Source organism: Pseudomonadota bacterium, assembly GCA_039033415.1.
Taxonomy (GTDB): Bacteria; Pseudomonadota; Gammaproteobacteria; order Xanthomonadales; family SZUA-38; genus JANQOZ01.
Window position 1 is genome coordinate 175,368 of sequence record JBCCCR010000004.1, and the last position, 24,110, is coordinate 199,477.

Annotated in this window: 20 protein-coding genes and 1 tRNA gene; 15 read left to right on the forward strand and 6 right to left on the reverse strand. The window is 56.9% G+C overall.

Annotated elements, in window-relative coordinates:
- Positions 1–87 precede the first annotated feature (87 nt).
- The 5 genes from AAF358_04665 to AAF358_04685 all read left to right on the forward strand — a co-directional run bounded on the left by AAF358_04665 (position 88) and on the right by AAF358_04685 (position 5,438).
- Positions 88–1,329 carry a hypothetical protein gene (locus tag AAF358_04665; GenBank protein ID MEM7704820.1) on the forward strand — a complete coding sequence of 414 codons (1,242 nt, stop codon included), beginning with the start codon at positions 88–90 and terminating at the stop codon, positions 1,327–1,329.
- A 125-nt stretch (positions 1,330–1,454) separates the two neighbouring features.
- Positions 1,455–2,108 carry an NUDIX domain-containing protein gene (locus tag AAF358_04670; protein MEM7704821.1) on the forward strand — a complete coding sequence of 218 codons (654 nt, stop codon included), beginning with the start codon at positions 1,455–1,457 and terminating at the stop codon, positions 2,106–2,108.
- Between the two features lie 12 nt (positions 2,109–2,120).
- Complete coding sequence (locus AAF358_04675; GenBank protein ID MEM7704822.1) at positions 2,121–3,002, forward strand: SPFH domain-containing protein; 882 nt, start codon at positions 2,121–2,123, stop codon at positions 3,000–3,002.
- 7 nt (positions 3,003–3,009) lie between these two features.
- On the forward strand, positions 3,010–3,936 hold the full coding sequence (locus tag AAF358_04680) for a sugar kinase (GenBank protein ID MEM7704823.1): 927 nt from the start codon (positions 3,010–3,012) through the stop codon (positions 3,934–3,936).
- Positions 3,937–3,971: 35 nt separating this feature from the next.
- Positions 3,972–5,438 carry an alpha/beta fold hydrolase gene (locus AAF358_04685; GenBank protein ID MEM7704824.1) on the forward strand — a complete coding sequence of 489 codons (1,467 nt, stop codon included), beginning with the start codon at positions 3,972–3,974 and terminating at the stop codon, positions 5,436–5,438.
- A gap of 613 nt (positions 5,439–6,051) precedes the next feature.
- On the opposite strand, the gene AAF358_04690 is transcribed toward AAF358_04685, so the two are convergent.
- The gene (locus AAF358_04690) at positions 6,052–6,522 is read right to left on the reverse strand and encodes a hypothetical protein (GenBank protein MEM7704825.1); all 471 of its coding nucleotides are present in this window, start codon (positions 6,520–6,522) and stop codon (positions 6,052–6,054) included.
- 132 nt (positions 6,523–6,654) lie between these two features.
- Here AAF358_04690 and AAF358_04695 point away from each other — a divergent pair, with 132 nt between their 5' ends.
- The 8 genes from AAF358_04695 to AAF358_04730 all read left to right on the forward strand — a co-directional run bounded on the left by AAF358_04695 (position 6,655) and on the right by AAF358_04730 (position 16,407).
- Positions 6,655–7,032 carry a BlaI/MecI/CopY family transcriptional regulator gene (locus tag AAF358_04695; GenBank protein MEM7704826.1) on the forward strand — a complete coding sequence of 126 codons (378 nt, stop codon included), beginning with the start codon at positions 6,655–6,657 and terminating at the stop codon, positions 7,030–7,032.
- Complete coding sequence (locus AAF358_04700) at positions 7,029–8,600, forward strand: M56 family metallopeptidase (GenBank protein ID MEM7704827.1); 1,572 nt, start codon at positions 7,029–7,031, stop codon at positions 8,598–8,600. Before AAF358_04695 ends, AAF358_04700 begins: the two co-directional genes overlap by 4 nt.
- A 611-nt stretch (positions 8,601–9,211) precedes the next feature.
- A complete protein-coding gene (locus AAF358_04705; protein MEM7704828.1) occupies positions 9,212–9,907 on the forward strand; it encodes a hypothetical protein in 696 nt (231 codons plus the stop codon).
- 778 nt (positions 9,908–10,685) lie between these two features.
- Positions 10,686–11,285: a hypothetical protein gene (locus AAF358_04710; protein ID MEM7704829.1), complete on the forward strand. Its 600-nt coding sequence runs from the start codon at positions 10,686–10,688 to the stop codon at positions 11,283–11,285.
- Positions 11,286–11,499: 214 nt separating this feature from the next.
- Positions 11,500–12,042 carry an RNA methyltransferase gene (locus AAF358_04715; protein MEM7704830.1) on the forward strand — a complete coding sequence of 181 codons (543 nt, stop codon included), beginning with the start codon at positions 11,500–11,502 and terminating at the stop codon, positions 12,040–12,042.
- A gap of 59 nt (positions 12,043–12,101) precedes the next feature.
- Positions 12,102–12,521 carry a VOC family protein gene (locus tag AAF358_04720; protein ID MEM7704831.1) on the forward strand — a complete coding sequence of 140 codons (420 nt, stop codon included), beginning with the start codon at positions 12,102–12,104 and terminating at the stop codon, positions 12,519–12,521.
- Between the two features lie 1,665 nt (positions 12,522–14,186).
- On the forward strand, positions 14,187–15,053 hold the full coding sequence (locus AAF358_04725) for a phage integrase N-terminal domain-containing protein (GenBank protein MEM7704832.1): 867 nt from the start codon (positions 14,187–14,189) through the stop codon (positions 15,051–15,053).
- Between the two features lie 214 nt (positions 15,054–15,267).
- Positions 15,268–16,407, forward strand: a complete 1,140-nt coding sequence (locus AAF358_04730; GenBank protein ID MEM7704833.1) for a site-specific integrase — start codon at positions 15,268–15,270, stop codon at positions 16,405–16,407.
- 16 nt (positions 16,408–16,423) lie between these two features.
- Here AAF358_04730 and AAF358_04735 read toward each other — a convergent pair.
- The 5 genes from AAF358_04735 to AAF358_04755 form a co-directional block, all read right to left on the reverse strand.
- A tRNA-Arg gene (locus AAF358_04735) sits at positions 16,424–16,500 on the reverse strand.
- A 133-nt stretch (positions 16,501–16,633) separates the two neighbouring features.
- Positions 16,634–20,320, reverse strand: a complete 3,687-nt coding sequence (locus AAF358_04740) for an FG-GAP-like repeat-containing protein (GenBank protein ID MEM7704834.1) — start codon at positions 20,318–20,320, stop codon at positions 16,634–16,636.
- A gap of 304 nt (positions 20,321–20,624) precedes the next feature.
- The gene (locus tag AAF358_04745; protein MEM7704835.1) at positions 20,625–21,017 is read right to left on the reverse strand and encodes a SirB2 family protein; all 393 of its coding nucleotides are present in this window, start codon (positions 21,015–21,017) and stop codon (positions 20,625–20,627) included.
- 16 nt (positions 21,018–21,033) lie between these two features.
- The gene (locus tag AAF358_04750) at positions 21,034–21,828 is read right to left on the reverse strand and encodes a DNA-binding domain-containing protein (GenBank protein MEM7704836.1); all 795 of its coding nucleotides are present in this window, start codon (positions 21,826–21,828) and stop codon (positions 21,034–21,036) included.
- Complete coding sequence (locus tag AAF358_04755; protein ID MEM7704837.1) at positions 21,825–22,658, reverse strand: DUF692 domain-containing protein; 834 nt, start codon at positions 22,656–22,658, stop codon at positions 21,825–21,827. Before AAF358_04755 ends, AAF358_04750 begins: the two co-directional genes overlap by 4 nt.
- A gap of 175 nt (positions 22,659–22,833) precedes the next feature.
- Here AAF358_04755 and AAF358_04760 point away from each other — a divergent pair, with 175 nt between their 5' ends.
- Positions 22,834–23,406 (forward strand): sigma-70 family RNA polymerase sigma factor, encoded by a 573-nt coding sequence (locus AAF358_04760; protein ID MEM7704838.1) that lies wholly within the window; start codon positions 22,834–22,836, stop codon positions 23,404–23,406.
- Positions 23,399–24,106, forward strand: coding sequence for a hypothetical protein (locus AAF358_04765; GenBank protein MEM7704839.1), 708 nt, complete (start codon positions 23,399–23,401; stop codon positions 24,104–24,106). Before AAF358_04760 ends, AAF358_04765 begins: the two co-directional genes overlap by 8 nt.
- Positions 24,107–24,110: the final 4 nt, after the last annotated feature.

Here is a 24,110-nt window from a genome sequence, read left to right on the forward strand (position 1 = left end):
CTGTTTTTTCGTCGGTCTTTCGTGACCAGGCGAGACAAAAGGCCTAGCTTTCCACGGGTTCTTGGCAGCCTCGAAACAGTCACCATCATGAGATTACCGTTCTCGAAGTGGTGCGCCATTGCGCTCCTCCTGATTCGGCCCATTGACGGGCAGACTGATGCCCATTTCGTCGTGGGTACCGCGGCGGGAGACGGTGGAGAGGCGATCGCTGTTCGACTCGTTTTTGATGGAGAGGGCGATCGGCAGGTGTCCGGCAGCATGAGTTTCAGCTTTGACTCGGACGCCCTCACAGCCTCGTCGGGCTGCGTTTCTCAGACCGGCGATCCGTTGCCTGATCGGGTGAATTTCACCCACCGAGTTACCTGTGAAATCGACAACTCGGCGGGTACCGTCACCGTGTCGTTTTCACCGCTTTTCCTTGAAAGCGCTACGCTGTCTCAGCGGTTGTTCCTCGGACGCATCTTCTTCGATGTCGCTCCGGACTTCGTCGCCGAGCCAGGTGGGTCGACTTTTGTTCTGCCCATCGTCTCGGTCGGTTTGTCCGATAGTGACGGCTTCTCAAGCGGCAACGGCTCACTGATGGTTATCGCGGGATGGCCGATCGATGGGTTCGAAAACGACGATCTGCCGGTTGTGGCGAGTAACATGCGACTTTCAGATGTTGGGCAGGCCACGAGTGACCCCTTTGCGGAAGAGCATTTTTTGCAACCGCATACCTTCGACATCGAAAACGACGAGGACTGGGTCTACTTTCAGCAGCTCTGCGATCGTCCGCCTCCGATCGTAGACGTGCGGATTAGCGCGATTGATCCCCTTAGCCCGGGTAATTTCCAGCCTGTCCTGGAGATTTATCCATCAGATCGATTAATTGATGAACTAGTACCTCCACTGGAAAGTGTGGGCAGCTGTGACGCGCCATCACCTGCCGGCTTGGTGGTTCGCGACGTGAGTTTTGCGGATTCAAGGCTGCTTCGAATCCGAAATTGCGTGACCCCGCCGGCGACAGGAATTGGTTATGAACTGCGAATTTCCAAACCCAGCGAATGCCTCACGTCGAGCGCAATATACTACTCAGGCCGAGTGATCGAGGCCGGATCTGGTCTGCCAGTAAAGGCCTTTTTGCGGTCCGACAGCAACGTTTTCAGCGTTTCGAATCAGCACACAGGGAGCTATCGCATTCTCGGGTTTATCGACCCCCCTGAGATTGAGATCATCTCTGGTCAATTTCTGTCTGGTCCTTTCCGGTTTTCCGACGTCGTCGACGGCATACTCCCGGACATTGTTGTGAGTCGAAGCTCAGACGAGATTTTCGCCGACGGCTTCGATTAGTAAGGATCCGGATAACCTGCGGTCCGTTTGGTTTTTGTTCTCGATTCCTCGCACGCCCCGTTGAATTGACATAGTGTATCTATCACACTAAGATAGTTAGTGTCACTCAAACACTAATTGTCGAAATGACTGCAAACGCCCAAGTTTCCACCGACATCGTGCTTTTCACCGTGCAGGCCGACTCGATGAAAGTCCTTTTGGTCCGTCGAGCGGCGAAGCCGTTCAAGGGCGTGTGGGCGCTGCCGGGCGGCTTCGTGAGACACAATGAGGACCTTGCCGAATGCGCTCGGCGAGAGCTGGAGGAGGAAACCGGCGTAGCCGGGTTTTATCTGGAGCAGCTGCAGACCTTTGGCGCTCCAGAGCGAGACCCTAGAGGCCGTGTCATCACAGTCGCCTACTACGCGTTGATTCCATCTGGCGATTTGGTAATCCAGGCCGATTCAGACGCGGATGCAGCAGCATGGTTTCCGGTCGGCGATCTGCCGGAACTAGCGTTCGACCACGCCGAAATTGTTGCTTCCGCCGTCAAACGCCTCCGCGCCAAACTGGGATATTCAACCATTGCCTTCCAAATGCTCGACGAGCAATTCACCCTCAGCGCGGTCCAGCGGATCTACGAGGCCATTACAGGCACCCCGGTCGACAAACGCAACTTCAGAAAACTGATTCTTGGCTTCGGCGAACTTGAAGAAACCGGTGAATTGAGCCGCGACGGGGCACATCGGCCCGCCAAGCTCTACCGGCTCATCGAGCCCGACAAAGTCACAATCATCAAATAGGAGGTCGAATCCATGTTTCGCTACTTCAAATCTGACCCCACAACGCACGTCATGCTGTTCAAGGGCAGCAAACTCATCCGCCAGGGAGCGGGAGACTCCTTCTTCCACGTCCCTGCTCTAACGAGCATAGCCGCGCTACCAACAACCGTTCAGGATGCGCAGTTTGCTATCAAGGAAACAACGACCGACCACCAGGAAATCGCGCTGCAGGGTGATATTTCCTATCGGATCAGTCAGCCAGCCACCACCGCAGCAGCACTCGATTTTCGGATAGACCCCAAGACGCATCAGTACCTGACCGAGGATCCAGAAAAGATCCGCAACCGCATCATTAATGCGCTGAAGGCGTATGCGCATGCCCTATTGCGCGACAAGACACTGGAAGACGCACTAGGTCTGGCGGAGCAGCTCTCAGCGAACTTGCTGACGCGTTTGCAAACGGACCCATCCGTTCTTGAACTGGGCATTACCATCGACGGCTTACGAGTCCTGCATCTGACGCCGACTGCAGAGACACGAAAGGCCCTGGAAGCAGATTTTCGGGAGCGCCTGAACCAGCGTGCCGACCAGGCCATTTATGCCAGGCGAAAGGCGGCTCTCGACGAAGAACGACGGCTCCAGGAAACTGAGATGGCGACTGAGGTGGAGATGGAAGAGAGGCGGCGGGAGCTGGTTGCCATGCAAGCCCAGAACAAGACGACGCTGGCCGAAGCGGACGCCAAAGCTGAGGAGATGAAGCTAAGCCCGTACAAGAACATTCCAACCCAAGCTCTCATCGCCCTGGGTCTCATCAAGTGGGCAGAGGCCGGCGCCAATATCGGCCAACTGAACCTCGCTCCCGATCTGCTGACGCAGCTTGCTGGCTGGATGAACACGAGCACCACAAACCACTGAGACGCACATGGCCATCGAACGTATCGTAGTCGTCAGGCGGATGACCGCCCTGGAGGAATTGATCGATAAGTTCCAAACCAAGGCCCAAGCCAAGTTCTACCTGCAACAGGCGGGGCAGTCTTTCGAACGAGTTGAGCAAGAGCATCGCACGTTTCAACATGCCTTGGCCGATGTGCACCGAGCGATCCCCAAATCGATGAAGCACCATACGATCGACCGCTCGCTGTTGTCAGACTATCGGTTTAACCCGGACGATTTGATCCTGACGCTCGGGCCCGATGGCCTGCTAGTGAACGTTGCCAAGTATCTACGCGGTCAACCGATCATCGCAGTGAACCCGGACCCAGCAACCGTGGATGGGATCCTACTGCCCACCGCGGTGAGTCAAGTTGCCACCCAAATTCACGCGGTCAAAAATGGTTCGGCTCAGCTCAAACATCTGACTATGGCAAAAGTAGAGACGGACGACGGCCAGCAACTCCTGGCGCTGAACGACTTTTTCGTCGGCGCCAAGACACATGTCTCAGCAAGGTACCGACTCGCTCAGGGGTCCGTTTCGGAAAGGCACTCCTCCAGCGGAATAATCGTTTCAACGGGAGTGGGCTCTACGGGCTGGATGCGCTCCATTTATGAAGGCGCTCTTCGCGCCGGCACGGGCTTCGGTATCCCTATGAGTCAATCTGACTATCGGCCTTTGCCCTGGGATGCTCAGGCGCTACTTTTCGCCGTTCGAGAACCATTTCCGAGCAAGCAGACGCAAACGGAACTCACTTTTGGACAACTCGGTCCCGGTGAGCAATTGGTCATCGAATCAGAAATGGCTAGCAACGGTGTAATCTTTTCCGACGGCGTCGAAGCGGATAGCTTGGATTTTCATGCCGGTCGAACAGCGACCATTTCGATTGCTGAGCACAGTGCTGTGCTGACGGCGTAGGCCGCACCCTAAGAGGCCATAAGGATAGACGATCCATGAGACTTGTTGCTGCACTCATCGCCATGAGCGCTTTGCTGGGGCCAACCTCTCTCTGGGCAACGGAGTTTCCAGAAGCGGGAACACACATACACTGGCCAGAACTAATCGACCAGGGAAAGGGCCGAGTTGCCCCCATTGAAAGAGGAATCCTATTTGTCCCTGCTAATCGGAGTTCACCGGATTCAGGAGCGATCGCCCTTTCTTACTGGCGCTTGAAGCGGCTAGGTGGCCCAAAGCCTGAGCAACCTCCGATTTTCATGCTGGACGGCGGTCCAGGATTTCAAGGGTATGATCGAAACTCGGCAAGCTGGTACCTTGACTACACCGAGAAATTTCGGGAGATCGCAGATGTCGTTTGGGTTGGGCAACGTGGCATTGGCGCCGCATATCCATCGACGGATTGTCCGCCGCCCAAAAACACGACCAACACCTGGTTAGATCCAAAGTTCGGACCTGCCGTCGCAGAGGCCAGCAAAACTTGCAAATCCCTTTGGCAATCGGAGGGTGTTGATATCCATGGATTGACAGTTCAAGAGGCGGCAGCCGACGTTGAAGAGCTCCGCAAGGCCTTGGGCTACGATCAGGTGATGTTGTGGGGCGAGAGTTTCGGAACACACTGGTCTATCGCCGTTCTCCGTCGATTTCCGGCGTCAGTTGCGCGGGTCGTTCTCAACAGTATTGAGGGACCCGACCACACCTATGACGACCCAGCCGGGCAGCTACGAGCACTTGAACGAATTGCTGCTGACGCGGAACGTTCACCGGTCTACGCGGATCAAGTACCGGAAGGTGGCTTCCTCGAAGCAATGAAAGCAACGATTCGTGGCGCTGAGCAAAGTCCGATTCTTGCTGAACATGAGGGGCGCGAAATCAGGATCGATAGCGATATGCTTCGTTCACTTGCCTTTGGCTACCTTGACCCGCCCCGCGGCGTTCGGTCTGAGGCTGTATGGCCAGCGGGAATCTTGCGATGGCGCCGGGGAGATTTCGCCGCGACCGTCGAAGCCCTCGATCGGCCCAATCAGTTCGGAGACTTTTGGCGTTCGGCCAGCTACTTTCAATTCGACTGCGGCTCAGGTGTTTCGCCTGCCCGCCTTGAGCGGCTCAAAAATGATCCTGCTCTTCGCTATCTGGAAGACCCCAACATAATCTACCACCACGCATGCCCTGAGTGGCCTGCGGACTCTGGGCCCGCATTCCGTGGTCAATTCAAAACATCAGTGCCCGCACTGCTTGTCCATGGGGACTGGGATCTGGCGACACCCTGGGAAAACGCACTCGAGATTAAGGACCAATTCGAAAACGGAACGCTAGTACGTGTGAGACGCGGCGGCCATGGCGCTATTTGGGATGCAATGGAACATGATCCTAACTTTGCCGATTCCGTCATGGCGTTCTTGAAAGGCCAAACAAACATCGAAATAGGCGATGTGACGCTGCCTCCGCCAGATTGGCAACTCTAGCCGATTTACAGCACCTTATCGGAGGGAGGCGTGTTCCGTTTCTTATTTCGCTTGCATCTGACCGCATGGGTTTCGCCCGCATGATGCTAGTATCATTGACAGATCGAACGAGACCTGTATCCGGTTGCGACTCGAGAGGCTTTCTTAAGTGACGGCATGTTTTGGTCATCGGCAAACACGTCAAAAGAGATGCTTGTCGACCTACGCTATCGCGGACACAAGCATCGCGAAACCCGATAGCTATCCTGGGAGTTCGACCGCTATGACTGACTCGCAGCACACTCCATGGTTTGCCAAGAAGAGTTTTGGTTGGGGCTGGAGCATACCCTTAACATGGCAGGGCTGGGTTACGCTCGCTGCGTATATCAGCCTCGTCCTGTCCCTGCAGATATTTACGGGGCCAAGGGAGAACTTTTGGCTTTGGTTCGGAATGTTTTGCGGACTCACCGGCATCCTGATAGGGATTTGTTGGTGGAAAGGGGAAAAGCCTCAATGGCGCTGGGGGAAAGACTGATGCGCAAACCTCGTACGCAGCCGACCACAACATTTGGTCGCACTAGACTCGTCTAGCTACGACTCGTACGAATTTTCCTCAGGAATTCCTGAAGGGCATTCATTGGTCTGAGATCGCAGTCATCAGGTAGGACAAGGACTCTTGCCCAATCGCGATTACCGACAGCCCAGGGGCCCGAAAGACCGCAAACTCTCCACCGTCACTATCTGCTCCGAGATAAATGTGGTGGTCCTCAAACTCGATTCCACAGATCAGGTAGTCCGTCTTTAGTTTGTACATCGCGTCTTCGTTTGAGCGAAAAATCGCAACAGTCCAAATTGGTGCCGTTTTACGACTGAAAAACGATGCATGCTCCCACCTCTGACCTGATTGTCCGCCGAAGCTCTTGAAATTCAGAAGATCCATGCCTTCGGGAATGTCTACGTACCTCCCACCGCCACTAACGCGGACTCCAGAGAATTGCCCCGTGAAATCTTCGTAGTCGATGACCCCGCACGCAGGTAAATCCTCCGGCCGGATCGAGCCTGACTGGAGCACAGCCAATACAAATGCGAATACCAGTGATTGCAAGTTCGACGCATCCTCTGAATGTCGAGCTAGGTTAAACGATTTTTGACATGGTTCCTGCGCCTTTTGCCAATTCCTGCAGGTTTCTTGACACCTGTAGAGATTACTCTACGCTTGTAGCTTAAGGAGGACATCATGACGCTTTCAGACTTCGAGCTAGAGGTTTTACAGATTTTTTGGCGGCTTGGTGACTTGTCGGTGCCAAGGGTTCACGAGGAAGTGCATCGAGTCCGTAAGGTCACCTATTCGACGGTGAAGACGATTGTCGACAGGCTGGAGAAAAAGGGAGCTCTTGTCCGAGTTGAACAACACGGACGGACAATCATCTATGCCGCGTCAGTCGATCAAGAGTCGCTTCGGCGTCCTCTCGTCAGGGAATTTGTTGATCGCGTGTTCGGTTCCGACCGATCGACGCTTTTCTCCTATCTAATGGAGGACGGCGAGCTTTCACAAGAAGAGATTGAAAGCATTCAGAAGTTGGTCACAAAGGCGAAAAGGCGGCTTGATCAATGAGCAGTTGGTTCGCCTTGAATTGCGCGATCACCGTAGTCGCGTTGATTGCAGTCCTTCTGCTCCGCAACTCGCCTGCAAGATTGTCGTTCATGGCCGCCTTCGCTGCGCTACTTTGTTGGTGCATTCCGCTAGAACCCATCGTGATCTCCTCGGCACCAGCGTTGGTTGCAGAATATGATCTTGTAGCGCTAACGCCCGATATCCTTCTGCCAACATCGCTACCAATGAAGGAAACGCCTGCCAACATTTGGCTTACGGCAATGATACTGACGACGCTTGCGGGGTTGGTGGTTTTTCTTGTTCGATTCTGGCGGAGCCGAGCGATCGTTCGACGCCTGGATACTCGCAGTCGACCGGCTCAGGTTGCAGAGCTCCCAAAACAATTCAAAGGCAGCGCGAAATCGATCTGTGTGACGCCAGGAAACGTCGCAATGACAACGGGGTATCTGCAACCTCGAGTATGGGTTGGCGAAGACCTTTTGGTGCGACCAGAAATAAGATCCGTTCTAGCCCATGAACTTACCCACGCCAAGCGACGGGACAACTTTTGGGTCTTGGTCATTGAAGCAATTCGTCATGCACTTTGGTGGAACCCGTTGGTGTGGCGCCTCGCAACTACCGCCAAAACAAGACTTGAAATGTCTTGCGATGAAGCATGCATGAACGCCATGGCCGGCGACACCTACCTGGAAGACCTGGGTCGACTCGCCCAGCTGTCGACCCTCAAGGGTTCTTTCACTAGTTCCGCGATCATTAATGGGAAAGCCATCATGTCAAGAATTCAGCACCTGTCCGCATACCCACGCCTGAGGGTCAAGCATTTGGCAGTACTTGGGAGCGCTGTAGCACTTGTGCTGTCGGTGGTCATCCAAGCAGAAGAAAAACAGCCTTCGCCCCTGGACAGTTCGGCGAGCAGCTCACTCACTATCGCGGATGACGGGAGCTATGAGCTTAAGCTTGAAAATGCCCACTATGGTGCCGCCATACAAATGCTCGCTAGTTTAGGGCGACTTCACGTTCTGGCCCATCCAGAAATCAATCAGCACCGAATTACGATCACTCTGGTGGGTACCACCGAGAACTGGATGGATGGTGTAAACGGCCTAGTTCAAGCCACAACACACTTCCGGGAAAGGTTTGGCGTGAAGCAAGACGGCGGGAACCTACTTCTTGCTCCGAAAGACCTGCTGCTAGCCGACAACAGAGGCTGGTTGGATGAGGCCCTGATCATGGGTTATATGAAACCCAGGCCCGACGAGCTGTCGGAGCTCAGAATCTCGGCCGACCTCATTGTTGCAGTCAATTCGGAGGAAATTTCCCGAAACGACCTCCTCCTAATGAATAAGAATTGGTTTGGCGTACGTCAGGGAGGATATGAGCTCAACGTAAAACCTACCGTTCTCGAGACGGAGCAAATTTTGCTGGAATTTCGACTCAGCGAAACGAAAAGCCGTGAACTGGTGGCGACGCCATCTCTGCTGACGGCTCCCGGAAAAAGGGCTCTTCTGGAATTAGAAACAGGCGAATCATCGGTTCGAGTTGCAGTGATCCCGAGTATGCTGGACTAGAGCATCGGAACAAACGCTATCCAGACCATCTGGCAAGATTAGAATTACAGCAGGTGAACAGTACCGTTTGCACTTCGGTATTTCAGTCGAACATCTGTAAACTCAAAAGCGCAACAAGCCAGCCACCTCCGCTGGCTTGTCGGAGGGACCACGCCAAAACAGCCCTATTGCTATTTCCCTCGGTTGTGTGGAACTGATGATGAGCAGGCGAATAACTTGAAGCCGCGCTGAATGTAGTGTTCGACTGAGCCAACGGCTTTCAAATTGACAGCTCGGTAAGCGCATAGGCCTATAATCCGATTATGCGCTCTCTGGTGACAGGACTCCTCGCACTACTAACTATTGCGGTAGGCGTTGCGCTACTTTTCGAGCGTCGTTCAACCAATGAAACAAGAGCCTTAGAAAACCACAGCGTCAGCCCCATCGGAAATGTGTCTGAGTCCGAAAAGCAAGACACATCTAAGAGTAATGGGAAAGCTGATAGGGCCACTAGCTCCGTGTCAGACCACGCGACTGCGTCCACCGCAAGCCTACCTAGGCTGAAAACATCAACTGCCATTTTCAATCCCGATGAGCACCCAAATACTTGGTTGAACAACGCCCGAAAATCTATGACGGATGCCGACCCAGGCGAAATTGGAACCAAAAAACAGGCCGCTGAGGATGGCGACCCAGAGGCCGCCTTCTGGATGTACCTTTTTTACACTTACTGCATGCCCGGACCGATCAACGATTGGCAACTGGATGCGCATTTGGCGCGTGCTCAGAAATCGTTAGACAACTGGCTTGAGAACAACCCGGATGAGGATTTGCCCGAGTGGCTGGCAAATCGCCTGGACTCCATCGACCATCGATTTCGTATGTGTCAAGGCATCGACCCGGAAGCAAACGTCGCGGGCATGGCACTGGCCTGGCTGGAAGCTGCGGCCGATACGGGCCATGTGCCAGCCCGGTTCGGCTACTACAGCATGGCAGCAAATCTGATAACCAACCTGGGAAACGGATTCGGTTTCCCGGAGCCTCATGTAATAGAGACTTACCGCAACAAGACGCGCTCCTACGTCGGGGCCATATTCGAGATGGAACATCCCGACAGGTTCTTTTTGATGGCGCAAATCATGGCCAACGGTATCGCTTTCGACTCCGACCCAAGCGAGGCCTACGCGTACGCACACGCTGCGGTATTGAGCAACAGCCCGTCAAGCGAACGTGCCCAAGCTTTAATCGGATTTCTGGAGATGCAGGTATCACCACAGGAGCGAGAGGTTGCCCGATCTTTGGCCGAAGACCTGCTCCAGATTGACTGATCAACACTTATCCAGCCAGCTCCTACTGAGAGGACTTAGGAAACAAGGTGTGGTTCCGGGAGGGGCAGCCAACATCGCCGCTAGCCGATAAATTATGAAAAAAACCTATTCTGGCTCTTGCCACTGTGGCCACGTCAAGTTCGAGGTAGACGCCGATATTGACCACGTCCGAATTTGTGATTGTTCGATTTGCCACAAGCGGGGATCAGCGATCTTCCGAATACCTGAATCTGCTATGCGCATTCTTACTCCACTTTCTGAAATGACCCTTTATCGGTGGGGCTCCGGCACCGCTACCGACTACTTCTGCCCGATTTGCGGGATTCTGCCATTTCGACGCCCAAGCAAACTCACTGCCACGGAAGTTGAAAAGGGCGTTGAACCGTTCAGCGGATGGGCGGTAAATGTCAGATGCTTGAAAGGCGTAGATCTTAAGACACTGCCGGTCGCGTGGATCGAGGGCAGTAAGATTCAGTTGCCCAATTGATTCTCAAACCCGCAGCAATCTACCGACAGCGGTTTGTGCGCTTGCTCAACCGTCAATGCGGCAACGTAAAATATAGCCACCGTTAATACGGAAGAAGCTTGTTCAGAGTCTTAAAGGGCCTGACCGATCTTGCTGTGTGAGCGAAGAGGAGCAGGGACTGTCTCTAACCGTTTCTGACGGAGGAGGGTCTCACCATCGTCTTCAGTGGCTTAGCATTGAGGGTATCTGTACCTTTCATAGCGACAGTGGCAAATTGATCTTATTCGCGATTTCGCCACGACGGAGGACACTATGCGCAACCTTCTACGGATGGCAGCACTGCTAGCCTGTATTTCGGCGAACGCTCGGGAGGCTTCTGTCGAGATTGCCGGCGTGGAGATCTACGTCGGGATGCCAGAGTCAGAAGCTATGTCAGCCTTCGCCCGCGTGAATTGCTTTGACATGCCAGCAGATTCGACGGCCGGTGAAATTCGTTGTGCTGTTGGAGACGGCATCAGTCCAGAATCAGATGGCGCCATCTCGTTTACCAATGGCGTTGTTTCTCACGCAACTCGAAACTGGCACGTCGCCATGCAGGACGAAAACTCTTACCAAGCCTTCGACCTTCTGAACTCTATTCTGGTGCTGATGACGGGTGAGGACAGCCATTGCGTAAAGATTGAAACCCACCAGTATCCAGAAAGACCGGCTAATGACGAAACTCCCTACCAGCCAGGTAGCCAGACGACAATCATCGCTTTTCCCGATAGGACGATCTCTTTACAGACGCAGGATCTGCGCGGTGGGTTCGTACTAATCAAGGAGAGCCTCAAAAGGAGTCCAACTCCCAGCGACGTCCGAACAAAAGGGCAGCGGATGCAATGGTGGGAGGGGTGCCAGTTCATTCAATAGCCCGAGGCTGCAACTATGCTGAACTCGCTCAAGGACCACTCAGAGGCTTGTCATCGACTCCCAAAAGGCTTCGCTCTAACCGCCTTCGTCGACCGATGTTGCAGGTATTTTGTTGCGTCAAGACAAATCAATAACTGAGTCTACGTCCAATCGCAGCGCTAAAAGCTCAGTCCGGGCTCGCGCTGACAAGATTAAGGATTACCGCTGTAAGAATCTGATTGCCGTGATTGAGGACCCGGTCGATATCCGGAACATCGGTACGGTGATTAGGAACGTGAATGCGCTCGGCGTAGAGAAAACCTATGTTGTGGACCCTCGAGGTGCGCTTCCAGACGACTGGCAAGACATGCGGGAGCGCAAATCTCTCTCCAAGACCTCTGTGTCTGCGGTGAAATGGAGCTTCGTAAAACGCTTCGACAGCACGCAGAGCTGTATTGATCATCTGAAGCGGAACCGCGTGTCATCCATCGCTACATCTCCACACCAGAAGGGTCACCGCAACATCGCGCTGAAGGATGGTGACTACACGGTTTTTACCAAGTTGGCAGTGTGGTTTGGCAATGAAAAGCGCGGACTGAGCGACAGGGCGATCGCACACGCAGAGTACTGTGTCAGCATACCGATGTTCGGGATGATCGAGAGTTTGAATCTCGGCACCACCTCCGGAATCGTCCTATATGAAGTAACGACTCAGCGACGAGCATACCAACAGAAGTTCAAACGGAGCGGAAAAAGAAGGCCGAGACGAGACACATGACCCGTTTTTTCGGTTTCCTGATTCCCGCAGCGACTCTATTTATCCCAAAACGGTGATCCATGATCAAAGGCATCAATCACATTACGCTGGCAGTTTCCGACCTCAAAGCATCGGTCTTTTTCTACAAGCGAGTACTGGGTCTAAGCCTGGTCTCTATTCACGAGGGAGGTGCGTATTTTAAAGCCGGTGATACGTGGTTTTGCCTGGTAGCAGATTCCGCAGCAGCGGATCAGTCGCGACTAGATTACTCTCATATCGCGTTTGACCTTTCTCAAGAAGATTTTGCGGTATTCGACAAGAAGCTCGCCGCCAATGGAGCGCGCATTTGGAAAAAGAATGCGAGCGAGGGACTTTCAATTTATTTTCTGGATCCAGACGGGCATAAGCTAGAGGCACATGTCGGGACACTAGAGTCGAGGCTTCACTCCATGCGGAGCAATAATCACAACAGCACTAGCGAGTCAGGCTGTGTGCTCTAACCAGTCGGCCTATTCCGATAGGCTGGACCGACATCAAGCGGGATTACGATTGGTAGCAGTAAATTCTTCTGTCCTAAGCGGCACTGGCCTATGTTTGGACTTAGGCGTGTCCCCAACGATACGTTCGCGTCTGCGGACCGACTATTGCAAAGGCTTTCTTGGTTTGAAGGGCGGCACAGCATTCCGATGGCAACTGACTCTCCTTCACAATCGGCTGAGCATCGCTTGAACTTGCTTCTTAGCACTTTGCTAAATAATTGTTTTCTATAGGTATTGAAGCAAAACACGCTTCGATGTATTGTGGAGGTGTTGCGGTCGTTCGACCACCTTTCCTTTTCCCATTTCACGACCCTCAAGCGGGGGAATAGGGACCCGGTCTCATTGAGACCGCTAAGTCCGGTGAGATGTATTCGGAGTTTCTCCTACCCAAGATGGCCCGCAAACCCTAAAGAAATCCTGCGGTGGCGCCGCCGATTTTTTTCATGCCGACGACCCATAGGACAACGGCATCTTGAACGCCGGAAGAGCTTTTAGCATTCTGCTAAATAACTGATTTTCTTGAAAATATTGACACCAAGTCGGTGGCAATGTAGATTTGAGTCTGAGTGGTCGTCCGACCACTTGCCTCCCCTTATTCTGTTCCCGATCCCACGACGGGAGGATATACACCTGTTCTCAATGAGAACAGTAACGCCGTAAAGTCCTTCGCTGAGTTTTTCTCGTCTTGAGAACCTCAAAATAAACTCAATCGCCTCGGCACCGGGCTTTTTGTCGCCCTTTTCGCAACACAGCACAGACTGACTCGGACTTTAGGCAATAAAAGGCCGCCGCTCATTATGTTTCTGGCGCCCGCCCTATAGCCGACCAAAGTGAGCTTTCCCTGCTAACTGAACCTTCTTGGTTCGGTCGTGAGGGTCGCCCCCCAATTTCTGGCCGATCCAGAAATCCGAACGAATCACACCTGGTTTGGCGGCTCCGAGTCCGTTCGCCACTCGGCAGCTCATTGAGTTTGATTCGCTCGATTCACCGTTGTGATGGGCCAGACTTACCCCTGGTTTGCGAAGACGACGACCTCACCGCTCGCCCGCGTCACTACTAGCGCAGCGTGTAGTGACGCGGGCCGCAATCCCTGCTGCCATGCGGGCTAGCGCCCCCTATTCACAAATTACGGGCGCGTTTTCCCGGACTTTTCCGTAGCCGTACTTCTATCGTCGGCATACTGTATCTCCCACAACCGTGGCTACTTCGGCTAAGTGGCAACCCAGGCAGCTCGCTGCCTTCGCCGGTCTCCGGCTAACGCTTTTTTTGGCGTTCTACTTCGGTGGTGCTTGTTGCCACCTAAAGGCTCTTCGGAGCGCTTTCTACATTCACGAGAGGAGGTTTTTTATGTCTCGCTATCTTTGATTCGGCGGTTTTCCGTCTTGGCTCGTCTTCGGACGATTTCGTTCAATTCACGATAGGAGGTGATCTTCGTCGTTCTCACCGGGGCCGTAAGGCCCACTGGTAGCCCGATACTCAGCGCTACAGCACTGACTGTCGGAAGCTAATTGGGCTTCAGGCCTAGGGACTGGTGTCCCGTGACCCTTACCGAGAAGACTCTCGGACTGCGTATCGCTCTCAGGTGCGTGGTGGTCATCCAAACTCACCAAACTGAGATGACGCACCATGAAAGACCTGAACTACCAGCTAAAGCGGTTATGCCGTCAGAACCGGGACGGCAGCTATTCAACACAGGCCAATCGGTCGCGGATGTTGGACCAGATGGCCCATCAGCTTCATGAGCTGGGCTATCGGCGCATGGGCGCCACATCGATCAAGCCGAAGCATGTCACTGCACTTACAGACCTGTGGAAGGAACAGGGGCTGAGCATCGGCTCTCAGAAGAACCGACTGTCAGCGCTGCGATGGTGGGCGGGAAAAGTAGGCAAGGCTCACATCATGGCCAAGGACAATGCGGAATATGGCCTTGAGACGAGAAGCACGATCCCAGCGGAGTCCAAAGCGCAGACGCTGACGCCGAGTCAGATCAACAGGGTCGAGGATCCTTACATTCGACTCAGTCTGAGACTCCAGCAGGAGTTCGGGCTCAGACGCGAGGAGGCGATCAAGTTTCGGCCAAGCTACGCGGTCCGGAAAGACGCGATTCAGCTCAAGGCGAGCTGGACCAAGGGTGGAAGGCCAAGAGCGATACCAATCCTGACCGAAAGACAGCGAGTCCTCTTGATGGAGATCGAGCAGTTGGTTGGGAGCGGCGCTCTGATTCCAACCAAGCTTAACTACGTCGAACAACTCAGGAAGTACGAACGGCACACCCGCCAAGCTGGGCTAAGGAATCTTCACGGATTGCGCCACGGCTACGCACAACGGCGCTACGAACAGCTCACAGGATGGAAATGTCCTGCGGCGAGTGGTCCTGATCGCCATCAGCTCACCCGGGAAGCCAAAAGCCTGGACAGAAAAGCACGGCTGACTGTCAGCTCGGAGCTCGGCCACGCGCGGGAGCAGATCAGCGCGACGTACCTAGGCCGATGAATCGACGACCACTCATCGCGCCGCGGATACTCAGGCTACGAGACGCGCCAGCTTATCTGGGCATGGACCGAAACCGCTTCAACCGCGAGGTTCGACCCTACCTGACCAGGGTGCCCATCGGCCGGCAAGGCATCGCGTTTGATCGACTTGAACTCGACCAGTGGGTGGACGACCATATCTCTCGCAACGGGCGTCCCGCTATGAGGAGACCATTATGGGACGCAAAAAATCACCGGGCCTCAAGAAAAGAGGCCGTATCTGGTGGATCGACAAGCAAATCAAAGGATACGGAAGATTGGCGGAAAGCTGCGGCACAGGCAATCTCGCGGAGGCGGAACGATATCTAGCGTTCCGGCTCGACGAAGTGCGCCGAGCAACGGTTTACGGCATTCGACCGACACGGACGTTTCAGGAAGCAGCCCTCAAATACCTGGAGGACTACGCTAACGAAGCCAGCCTTGAACGGTATTTGTATGCCTTTAATCGCGTGATGCCGTACATCGGCCACCTCAACCTGGACCAAATCCACAACGACTCCCTGATACCCTACCGACGCGCACGCAGAGCCGACGGTGTTGCCGCTGGCACCATCCGCAAGGAACTGAGCTGCGTTCGACGGGTGCTGAACCTGGCAGCCAGAGTGTGGCGGCATCAAAACGGCCTGTCCTGGCTTGCCACCGCACCATTGATCGAGATGGAGAAAGGCTACGCCAGGTCACCCTACCCGCTGAGCTGGGATGAACAGGATCGGTTCTTCGCCGAACTACCGGAGTACGTCAGGCGAATGGCCCTTTATAAGGTCAACACCGGTTGCCGGCAGAAGGAAGTCTGTCAGCTTCGGTGGAACTGGGAAGTGGCTGTGCCAGAGTTGGGTACCAGCGTCTTTGTGCTGCCGAGCAACCGAGACTTTCGAACCAAGAACGGCCGAGAGCGTCTCGTGCTGCTCAATACCTTGGCGCGAGAGGTGGTTGAGGAACAGCGAGGGAAACACCCCGAGTTTGTTTTCACCTACCAGGGGCGGCCAACACTCAAGCTGCTGAACTCGAGCTGGAAGAGTGCGCGCATACGGGCGGGGCTGCCGGACCTACGCGTCCACGACCTGCGCCACACGTTCGGCCATCGATTACGGGCTGCTGGGGTTAGTTATGAGGACAGGCAGGACCTTCTTGGGCATAAGTCCGACCGCATGACCACCCACTACTCAGCACCGGACGTCGCGCGCCTTCAAAAGGCCGTCGAACAGGTCTGTGTAAGGCGTTTAAACACGGTACTGAGGGTAAAAACTCGCACAATTCTCGCACAATCGGAGGTTTTGCCGGCTTCGCCGAGGGAACGAAAAATCGTAAGCCATTGAATTAGCAGGGGAAATATGGCGCGCCCGAAGGGATTCGAACCCCTGACCTCTGCCTCCGGAGGGCAGCGCTCTATCCAGCTGAGCTACGGGCGCGCGGTGATCCGAGGTTGGCGAGGGCCGGGTTCGGATGGGGCCGCGAAAAGCGGTCGGCAAGTGTAGCCAATTCGCTCAAGCAGGTCTATTCGGCTGCGAGGCCCAGAAGGACTCGCGCCGTGCCCCTCTGGCCTCAGAGGGTCTCCTCGAAGCCGTTCGCAAAGATCACCTCTCCTGAAACCGGCACACACGCGGAGAGCTCCGAGGTGTTGCCGTCCGGATCGGTGGCGGTGGCGGTAATGCCCTGCCCCTCCGGGACTGTTGCGGACAGCGTGGCGGATACGTCAGCGTCCCCGTTGCCGTCTGTCGTCACCTGGATGCTTTCGAGAAATGTTCCGGCCTCCTGCATTTGGCAATCGGTGCTGGAGAAAAACTCGACGGTGAACATCGTGTCCGGTGCGCTATTCAGCGTACCGGAGATGATCGTACTGCCGGGTTGCGCGCCATCCAGCTCCGGGAAGTTCTGGAGATTATTTGCGCCCGCATCGGCATCCTGAGGGTCATTGGCGGAAGGGCCATCCCCGTTCAGTTCGATCGCCAGACCACCGTTGTTGACCAGCGAGTTCTGGCTGATGAGATTTCCCGTGCCCTGGTTGACGGCTACGCCGTGCACAACGTTATCGCGAATCGTGTTGCCCTGCACAACGTTGTCATTAGACGCCCCACCGTTACCTCCAATGGCAATCCCGTTTGTGCCGTTCCCGACAATGGTATTGCCGGCGCCCGGCAACGAACCGCCGATCGTCTGGGAGGCAGTGGCAAAAAGAAAAATACCGTGCACGTCGTTGCCAAACGAGCCGCTGCCGCTTGCGTCCGTCCCGATCAGGTTACCCAGAATCACGTTATCGACGCCGGCGCTGCCAGCGAAGACCCCCCAAGTCCCGTTGTCGCTGACGACGTTCGCAGCACCCGGCTCCGTTCCGCCGATGGTGTTGCCCGTGCTTCGATCGCCGAGAAAGACTCCCACCTCGCCGTTGCCGAGGGCCCCGGTCCCCGCCGCATCCAGACCAACGTAGTTTCCCTGGACAACGCTGCCGGTTATGTCGTCAAACAGCTGGATGCCATGCACCGCATTGCCCGAGACCACGTTGCGAGCACCCGCAGCAGTTCCGCCGATGGTATGGCCCGTAGCCTGACTGACAAAAATGCCCGTGGAGGTGTTGGGCAGCGCGGTCTGTCCGTCGGCCGTGGTTCCGATGAGGTTGCCCTGGACCGTTGTGTTGTTGGCATTGGGGTTGATCTGGAGACCGAAGCCGTTGTTCCCCGACAAGAGGTTCCCCGCGCCCGCGTCGGTGCCGCCGATCAGCGTACCAACGGCATTCTCCAGATAGATGCCCTGCCCTGTGTTCGGAATCGCCACGGTGCCGTTGGCGTCAGTCCCCACGCGATTGCCCTGGATGACGTTGTCGGCCGAGCCCGCGCTTGGGATGGAAATACCGGCTGAGGTATTGCCGGAAATGAGATTTCCGGCACCTGGCGCCGTACCGCCGATCTGGGTGCCGCCAGCGACGAGTACCAGCACGCCCTCACTCGCGTTGGGCAGTGCCGTATCGCCGTCCGCGTTGGTGCCGATGTAGTTGCCCTGAATCGTATTGCCCGAGCTGTCGAAACCTCGGAGCGGAAACACCTGAACGCCCGCATACGGCGCAAAATCGCCGTCCAGGCCATTGCCCGCAACCACGTTGCGCGCCGCGGGGGTGGTTCCGCCAATGGTGTTGTTCGGGGCATCGAAGATGAAAATACCCTGCTCATCGTTGCCGATGGCCGCGGTACCTGCCGCGTTGGTTCCGACCAGATTACCCTGCACCAGGTTGTCCACCGTGGCGTCAGCGGTGTCGCTAAATCGCCTGACGCCGATACCCCACCGGTTACCCGACGAAACGTTGCCAGCGCCCGGCTCGGTGCCGCCCACCGTGTTGCCCGACGCGTTGCCAATCAGGACACCAGCATCCTCGGCGTTCGGTATGGCCTGCGTTCCTGAGACGTCCAGGCCAAGATAGTTGCCTTCGATGCGATTGCCGCTCCCGCCGATCACTGCGACTCCAGCGCGAGTGAGCCCACCGATGACGTTGCGATCGGCGGCCGTACGTCCACCGATGACATTGTTGTCCGTGCGGACGATGACACCGTTGCCAGCCAGTCCGACCGCAGCGTCACCCGCCGCGTTGGTCCCGATGTAGTTGCCCACAATCAGGTTCCCGCCCAGGGTCAGCAGCGCAATACCGTCGCCGGAAAAACCGTTCACCACCAAACCGCGCACCGTCGAGGACCCGCCAAGCAGCACCAGTCCGCTCGTGTTGTCAGCAGCAATGCCGCCGCCGTCGAGTACGATGCAGGGCGGCGTGGCACACTGGCTCGATGCATCAAGCACAATCGGTGACGTCACATCCGGCAGCCCTGAGGCGAGCGCAATCGTCTCCACCGCGCCGGATCCGATAGCAAACGTGATCACTTCGGTGCCGGCGCCCGAACTGCAGTCACCGCTGGTGGTATCGGCGTCCGCATTCGCGTTGTTGATCGCCTCCCGAAGCGTGCAGTCACTGTCACCGGCGGTCGCGGTGTCGGCGGCGGAGTTCACCACAATGCTGCCGCCGCCTTTCTGCCGCAGCAGGCTGAGCGTCGGTTTTTCGGAGGACAGCAGCAGCAGCTCGCTGGTAGCGCTACCGTTCATGCGCAGCGGCAGCAGCTGCTCGGGGAACGACTCCAGTGCCCAGCTCTTTTCGGCGATCGCGCGTTCATCAGGTTTGCCTGTCTGCACACCGACCAGCGTCATGCTGCCGGCGCTGTTGAACACCAGCAGCTCCTCGTGATCACCGGCGAAACCCGCCGGCTGGATCCGGCTGGAAGAATCAGCGGTGAGCCAGGTCTCGCGAACAACTTGGAACCCTTCAGAAACGGTCCTTTTGGACTCGCTAGCCGTGGCCTCTCGGTTCAGCGCGAGGTAGGCCAGACGGCCGCTGGCGCCGAGGACCGCCAGCTCCGCGGCGCCTTGACCCGGAAGATAGTCACCGATCTTCAGATCCAGCAATGCTTCATCCCAGTGCCAGATTTCGAGATCGTCCTCGGTGACTCCTGCGGCCAACCTCATGTCCCTCCCACGCAGCATAGCCAGGTCGCTTCCGGCGGCAATGACCACGTCGATTCCCAAGGCCCCGTCAAGCTCACCCAGCGCCAGCGCCTGAGCGGCCGCGGGAATCGGCAGGACGATCGGATCCGCAGCCAGCACGCCGGCGCCGCTCTGGTACACAATCGCCAGAGCCTCTCCGTTGCTGACTACCGAAACGACCAGGTCCGCGAGCCCATCGCGGCGGTTCACCTCTCCGCTGGTGATCGCCGTGATTCCTCCGGGAAAGGCCATGGCTTTGCCAAGCCTCAAACGACCCTGCCCATCCCCAAGGAGCGGTTGAACTGTCGTTTCACCCTCGCGGGCGGCCAGCAGATCGAGATGGCCGTCAGCGTCGAAGTCGCCGGTTAGCAGCTGCGTCGCTGGCCAGGAAGTCTGCAGCGTGGTGAGAGGCTCGCTGAACCGGGGCGACGCAGCAGCCGTAAGCCGGCTGTTCCGCCGACCTCGAAACACCGTTACCTCGGACCCCTGCTCGAGAGCAAACGACACCGCTAGATCCTCAATGCCGTCACCGTCGAAGTCAGCCGCCGCGATGGCTAAGGCGTTTTTGTTGACCGAATGCTCCTCCGACCAAAGGCGCTCGTTTGCGAGTTCAAACTCGGACGCACCTGACACCGGCGACAGCACCAGCAGCGCCAGCCCAAACCAAACCCCTGCGTTGCCACCGGGAAATTTCACCGATTTGCTGACACCCATATCCGTTTTCCTTGCTGATCTAAGTCTTGAAGCGCTGAACGAGCGAATCCCGGCTCATGCTCATTCGCGAGGCTCGATCCCGCTGTCTGCCAACACCGGTTGGCTTGATTGAGCATGGGATCAAACTAGCTCGCCAAAACCGTCGGCGGAAGGGCTTCCTTTAAATGATCAGAGTTTCGTCGCAACTTCGTCAAAGTTGCGAGTCAGCTGGAAAAACCGCGACTTTTGGCCCTCACCATCGCCGCAGAAAACAGCGGCCATTTGAGCGAGCACTGAAAGCCCGCCGGATTGTCTAGCGGACCGCTCAACCGACCAGAAAAGCGAAAAACCCGAAGGTCGATCGAGTGAGCGCAACGCTCACGACCCAGGCAAAGGTCAGCAGTGCAAGTACCAGGCAAAGCACGCGGACGTTTTTCCGCCTGGCGCGTTTCAGCGCAAGTGAACCAAGAACGATGTAGGCCAGCAGGCCAAGGACTTTGGCGGTCAGCCAATCATGGCTGAGCGGGTACTGATGGAGCATGGCCGCCAGCGTAAGGCCGGTCAGCAAAAAGACGGTGTCATTAATATGTGGGAGCGTTCGGGTAAGTCGGTGCTGAAGCAGCGGCGATTCGCGGATCATCCACCAACCTCGCAGCATAAATCCGCTGATGGTCAACACGGCGGTGGTCTGATGGATCAGTTTGACCGTTAGGTACACGGCTGCCGGCGGCCGTTCACCACATGCCGTCGGACTGCACCGCCAGCTCAGCGACCAGCCCTTCCTCAACCCAGCCGGACATCAGCTCGATTGAGCGTGCCTGCGCGTCGCCCGTGTCGTGCCAGCGGAGAAGCGTCTGATTAACGTCGCTGAACGGTGCGCCGGCGGAGACGCGCTCGAGGGCTGCCTGCTCGTCGGGCTCCACGGCCCGAAATCGGATGATCCGTTTTGCGTCGCGGTAGATCAGCCAGGCGCTCGCGGCGCGGTTGGCCGGTGGCGGCTTTTGACCCTTTTCCACCGCACGCCAGATCGTGACCGCTGGATAGTCGAAACGCGCGACCTGCACGCTTGGATGCAGATGCAGCGTCAGCATCGACCACTGCTCCGCCGACAGATCGGTCATTTCCTCCATCGTCACCCGCGTGCCGGCAGCAGCGTCCGCGGTCTGCAGCCTAAGGCGCTCAAAACGTGCCAGCTCAGCCAGCTGCGGTGCGCGGTTGAAATTGGGGTGGGTTTCGAGAAAGTCCGGCAGCGCGTCGCCGAAATGCCGCAGCGACGACTCCCGCGACTCGTGGTCCTGCAGGTATTCGCGGACCAGACGCAAAAACACTTTATCTTTCACGTAGCGCCGCAGCATGGCGTGCTCGGTGGCCAGCGTTTCCAGCAGGTTCTTGAGATAAGCCTTGCGATAAATGTTGAGCTGAGTTGTCCGCGGGATCGGGCCCTCTTCGGCAAGGAACCCCGCCAGCTGGTCCCGGTTGGAGCCGATCAGATCGCGAAGAAATGCCTGCTGCAGCTCTTGGAGACTCATGGTTTCGGCACCGGGGCGCCCAGCCCCTTGCTGGCGCGGTTTCGTGCACGGGTCAGCTCGTCGATCAGATCGCTGAAGGCAGGTGCTGCACCCTCACGCTTCACGACCGTGCTGACAGCACCAAAGCGCCGAACGGCTGACTGGTAGAGCTCGTAAACCGGCTTCGGAATTGGCCGGGTTGGGTTGCCAATCAGCAGGTCACCCTCGCGCGTGCAGCTCGACAGGTGGATCTGCTGAACCCGCCCCACGTTGAGTGCAGCGAGGTAGTCTTCCGGGTCGAAGCCATGATTCTTCGCGTTGACCAAGACGGCGCCCAGGTCGAGCAAAATTTTGCAGTCGGCGCGTTCTGCCACCGCGTTGAGAAAATCCCATTCCGCCAGCTCGAACTCACGGTAGACAACATAGCTACAGACATTTTCGACCAGAATCTTCCGCCCCAGCAGCTCCTGCACCTGTCCGATACGCTCGACTACGTGGGAAAGCGCCTCCTCGGTCCCCGGCAGGGGCAGGGGCAGATGGCTATTGACGCCCGCCGCCCGGGAAAACGCGAGCTGATCGGAGATCCACTGCGGTTTGAGTTCATCAGCCAGCGCTTTGAGCTGATTGAGATACCGATTGTCCAGGGGCTCGGTGCTGCCGATGGACAGACCGGCGTTGCCGAGCGCCATCGGGTAACGATCCCGAAGCGTCATCATGTAGTGGCGCCGCAGACCACCCGGGGCCATAAATTTCTCGGTTTGAAGTTCGAACCAGTCCACCTCCGGGCGCGAATCCAGCACGTGCTGACCGTGTTCGGCTCGAAGCCCCAGACCGAAACCGAGATATTTCATGCGCTGAAGATATCATGGCAGCCAACCGCGCTAACACCCGGCCCGCCAACCGGCGCCATAGGACAGACGGCTGAGCCAGACGATGCTTTCACCCCACAGAATTCTGATCATCGCGGAATCGCGTAACACATCCCAACTCCTGGCGTCTTACCACTGAACGTTACGAGAGACCGCAATGCAGGCCGTATCCGACGAACAATTAATTAGCTGGGTTGCCGACGGCGACAGCTCGTGCCTCGGCACGCTGTTTGAGCGCCATCATCGGGGCATCTACCAGTTCTGCCTGCAGCTCACCCGGAATCCGGCGCTGGCGGAAGACTTGACCCAGGAGATCTTTATCCGCGTGCTGCGCAAGGCCGGCAGCTTTCGCGGCGAAGGCTGCTTTAAAGCCTGGCTCTACAACGTTGCGCGCAACCTGACGTTCGACGAGCTGAGGAAAAACAAGCGCCGCGGCATCACGGTGCCTGAACCCGATGCGGAAAACCTCGGCCACATGGTGGACGAACGCAGCGCAGAACAAAGCGCCAGCGACAAGCAGCGCCTCGATCAGCTGGAAACCGCGCTGGCCCGGCTGCCAGAGGCTGCCCGGGAGGTGATCTGGCTGGGCCGTTTTGAATTTGAGGGCTACGACGAGCTGGCCCAGGCCCTGGGCTGCAAGCCCGGCGCGGCGCGGGTCCGCATGCACCGTGCCATGAATCAGCTTAACGACATATTTAAGGCCATGGAGGTTAACCCCGCACATGTCTGACGAAAAACAACGTGGTGTGCCGTTCGACGGCGCGCCGGAAGAACAACAACTCTGGGACAGCCTGTCTCAGATCAACCGGGCAGAACCGGGGCCCGCGCTCCGCAGTCGGTTTTACGATGCGCTGAGCGAGGCCAGCCGGCCGACCCTGGCGCAGAGGCTGGCGGCGCGCTTCGGCAACGTCAGCCTTTGGGTACCGGCCGTCGCCTGCATGGTGATCGGTCTGGGTCTTGGGCTGGCACTGAATCCCTCATCGCAGGGCACGGGCACAACCGATCAGCTGGTAGCGCTGCAGGAGCAGGTGTCAGACCTGAACCGCCGGGTACTGCTGGACCAGCTGGAGCAGGCGTCAACCAACGCACGACTGCGCGGCGTGATTGCAGCCGGTGAGCTCGTGGCAGATGACCCTGACCTGGCCAGGGCCCTCCTGCGCCGCGCCAGTCAGGACCAGAGCGCCTCGGTGCGCAGCGCTGCTATCGACGCGCTGGGGCCGCAAATCGCCAGCGCTGAGGTCGGCGACGAGCTGATGGGGCTGCTGGAGGGTGCCGATTCTCCGCTGGTGCAGCTGGCGCTTGTCGATCTGGTGCTGCGCCACGGGACCGCGCGGCAGGTCCGTCTCCTGCTGGACCTGGCCCGCGCCGAGCGGCTGCACCCCGACCTGGTGCCCTACGTAACCAGCGCTGTTGAACCAACGGAGGCCTGATCAC

What these genes read in the sequence shown, in the direction of transcription:
- AAF358_04705 (MEM7704828.1), top strand. Translation starts at nt 9,212, where the DNA reads ATGACGGATGCCGACCCAGGCGAAATTGGAACCAAAAAACAGGCCGCT.
- AAF358_04700 (MEM7704827.1), top strand. Translation starts at nt 7,029, where the DNA reads ATGAGCAGTTGGTTCGCCTTGAATTGCGCGATCACCGTAGTCGCGTTG.
- AAF358_04750 (MEM7704836.1), bottom strand. Translation starts at nt 21,828, where the DNA reads ATGAGTCTCCAAGAGCTGCAGCAGGCATTTCTTCGCGATCTGATCGGC.
- AAF358_04725 (MEM7704832.1), top strand. Translation starts at nt 14,187, where the DNA reads ATGAAAGACCTGAACTACCAGCTAAAGCGGTTATGCCGTCAGAACCGG.
- AAF358_04665 (MEM7704820.1), top strand. Translation starts at nt 88, where the DNA reads ATGAGATTACCGTTCTCGAAGTGGTGCGCCATTGCGCTCCTCCTGATT.
- AAF358_04710 (MEM7704829.1), top strand. Translation starts at nt 10,686, where the DNA reads ATGCGCAACCTTCTACGGATGGCAGCACTGCTAGCCTGTATTTCGGCG.
- AAF358_04675 (MEM7704822.1), top strand. Translation starts at nt 2,121, where the DNA reads ATGTTTCGCTACTTCAAATCTGACCCCACAACGCACGTCATGCTGTTC.
- AAF358_04670 (MEM7704821.1), top strand. Translation starts at nt 1,455, where the DNA reads ATGACTGCAAACGCCCAAGTTTCCACCGACATCGTGCTTTTCACCGTG.
- AAF358_04740 (MEM7704834.1), bottom strand. Translation starts at nt 20,320, where the DNA reads ATGGGTGTCAGCAAATCGGTGAAATTTCCCGGTGGCAACGCAGGGGTT.
- AAF358_04685 (MEM7704824.1), top strand. Translation starts at nt 3,972, where the DNA reads ATGAGACTTGTTGCTGCACTCATCGCCATGAGCGCTTTGCTGGGGCCA.
- AAF358_04765 (MEM7704839.1), top strand. Translation starts at nt 23,399, where the DNA reads ATGTCTGACGAAAAACAACGTGGTGTGCCGTTCGACGGCGCGCCGGAA.
- AAF358_04695 (MEM7704826.1), top strand. Translation starts at nt 6,655, where the DNA reads ATGACGCTTTCAGACTTCGAGCTAGAGGTTTTACAGATTTTTTGGCGG.
- AAF358_04680 (MEM7704823.1), top strand. Translation starts at nt 3,010, where the DNA reads ATGGCCATCGAACGTATCGTAGTCGTCAGGCGGATGACCGCCCTGGAG.
- AAF358_04760 (MEM7704838.1), top strand. Translation starts at nt 22,834, where the DNA reads ATGCAGGCCGTATCCGACGAACAATTAATTAGCTGGGTTGCCGACGGC.
- AAF358_04755 (MEM7704837.1), bottom strand. Translation starts at nt 22,658, where the DNA reads ATGAAATATCTCGGTTTCGGTCTGGGGCTTCGAGCCGAACACGGTCAG.
- AAF358_04720 (MEM7704831.1), top strand. Translation starts at nt 12,102, where the DNA reads ATGATCAAAGGCATCAATCACATTACGCTGGCAGTTTCCGACCTCAAA.
- AAF358_04730 (MEM7704833.1), top strand. Translation starts at nt 15,268, where the DNA reads ATGGGACGCAAAAAATCACCGGGCCTCAAGAAAAGAGGCCGTATCTGG.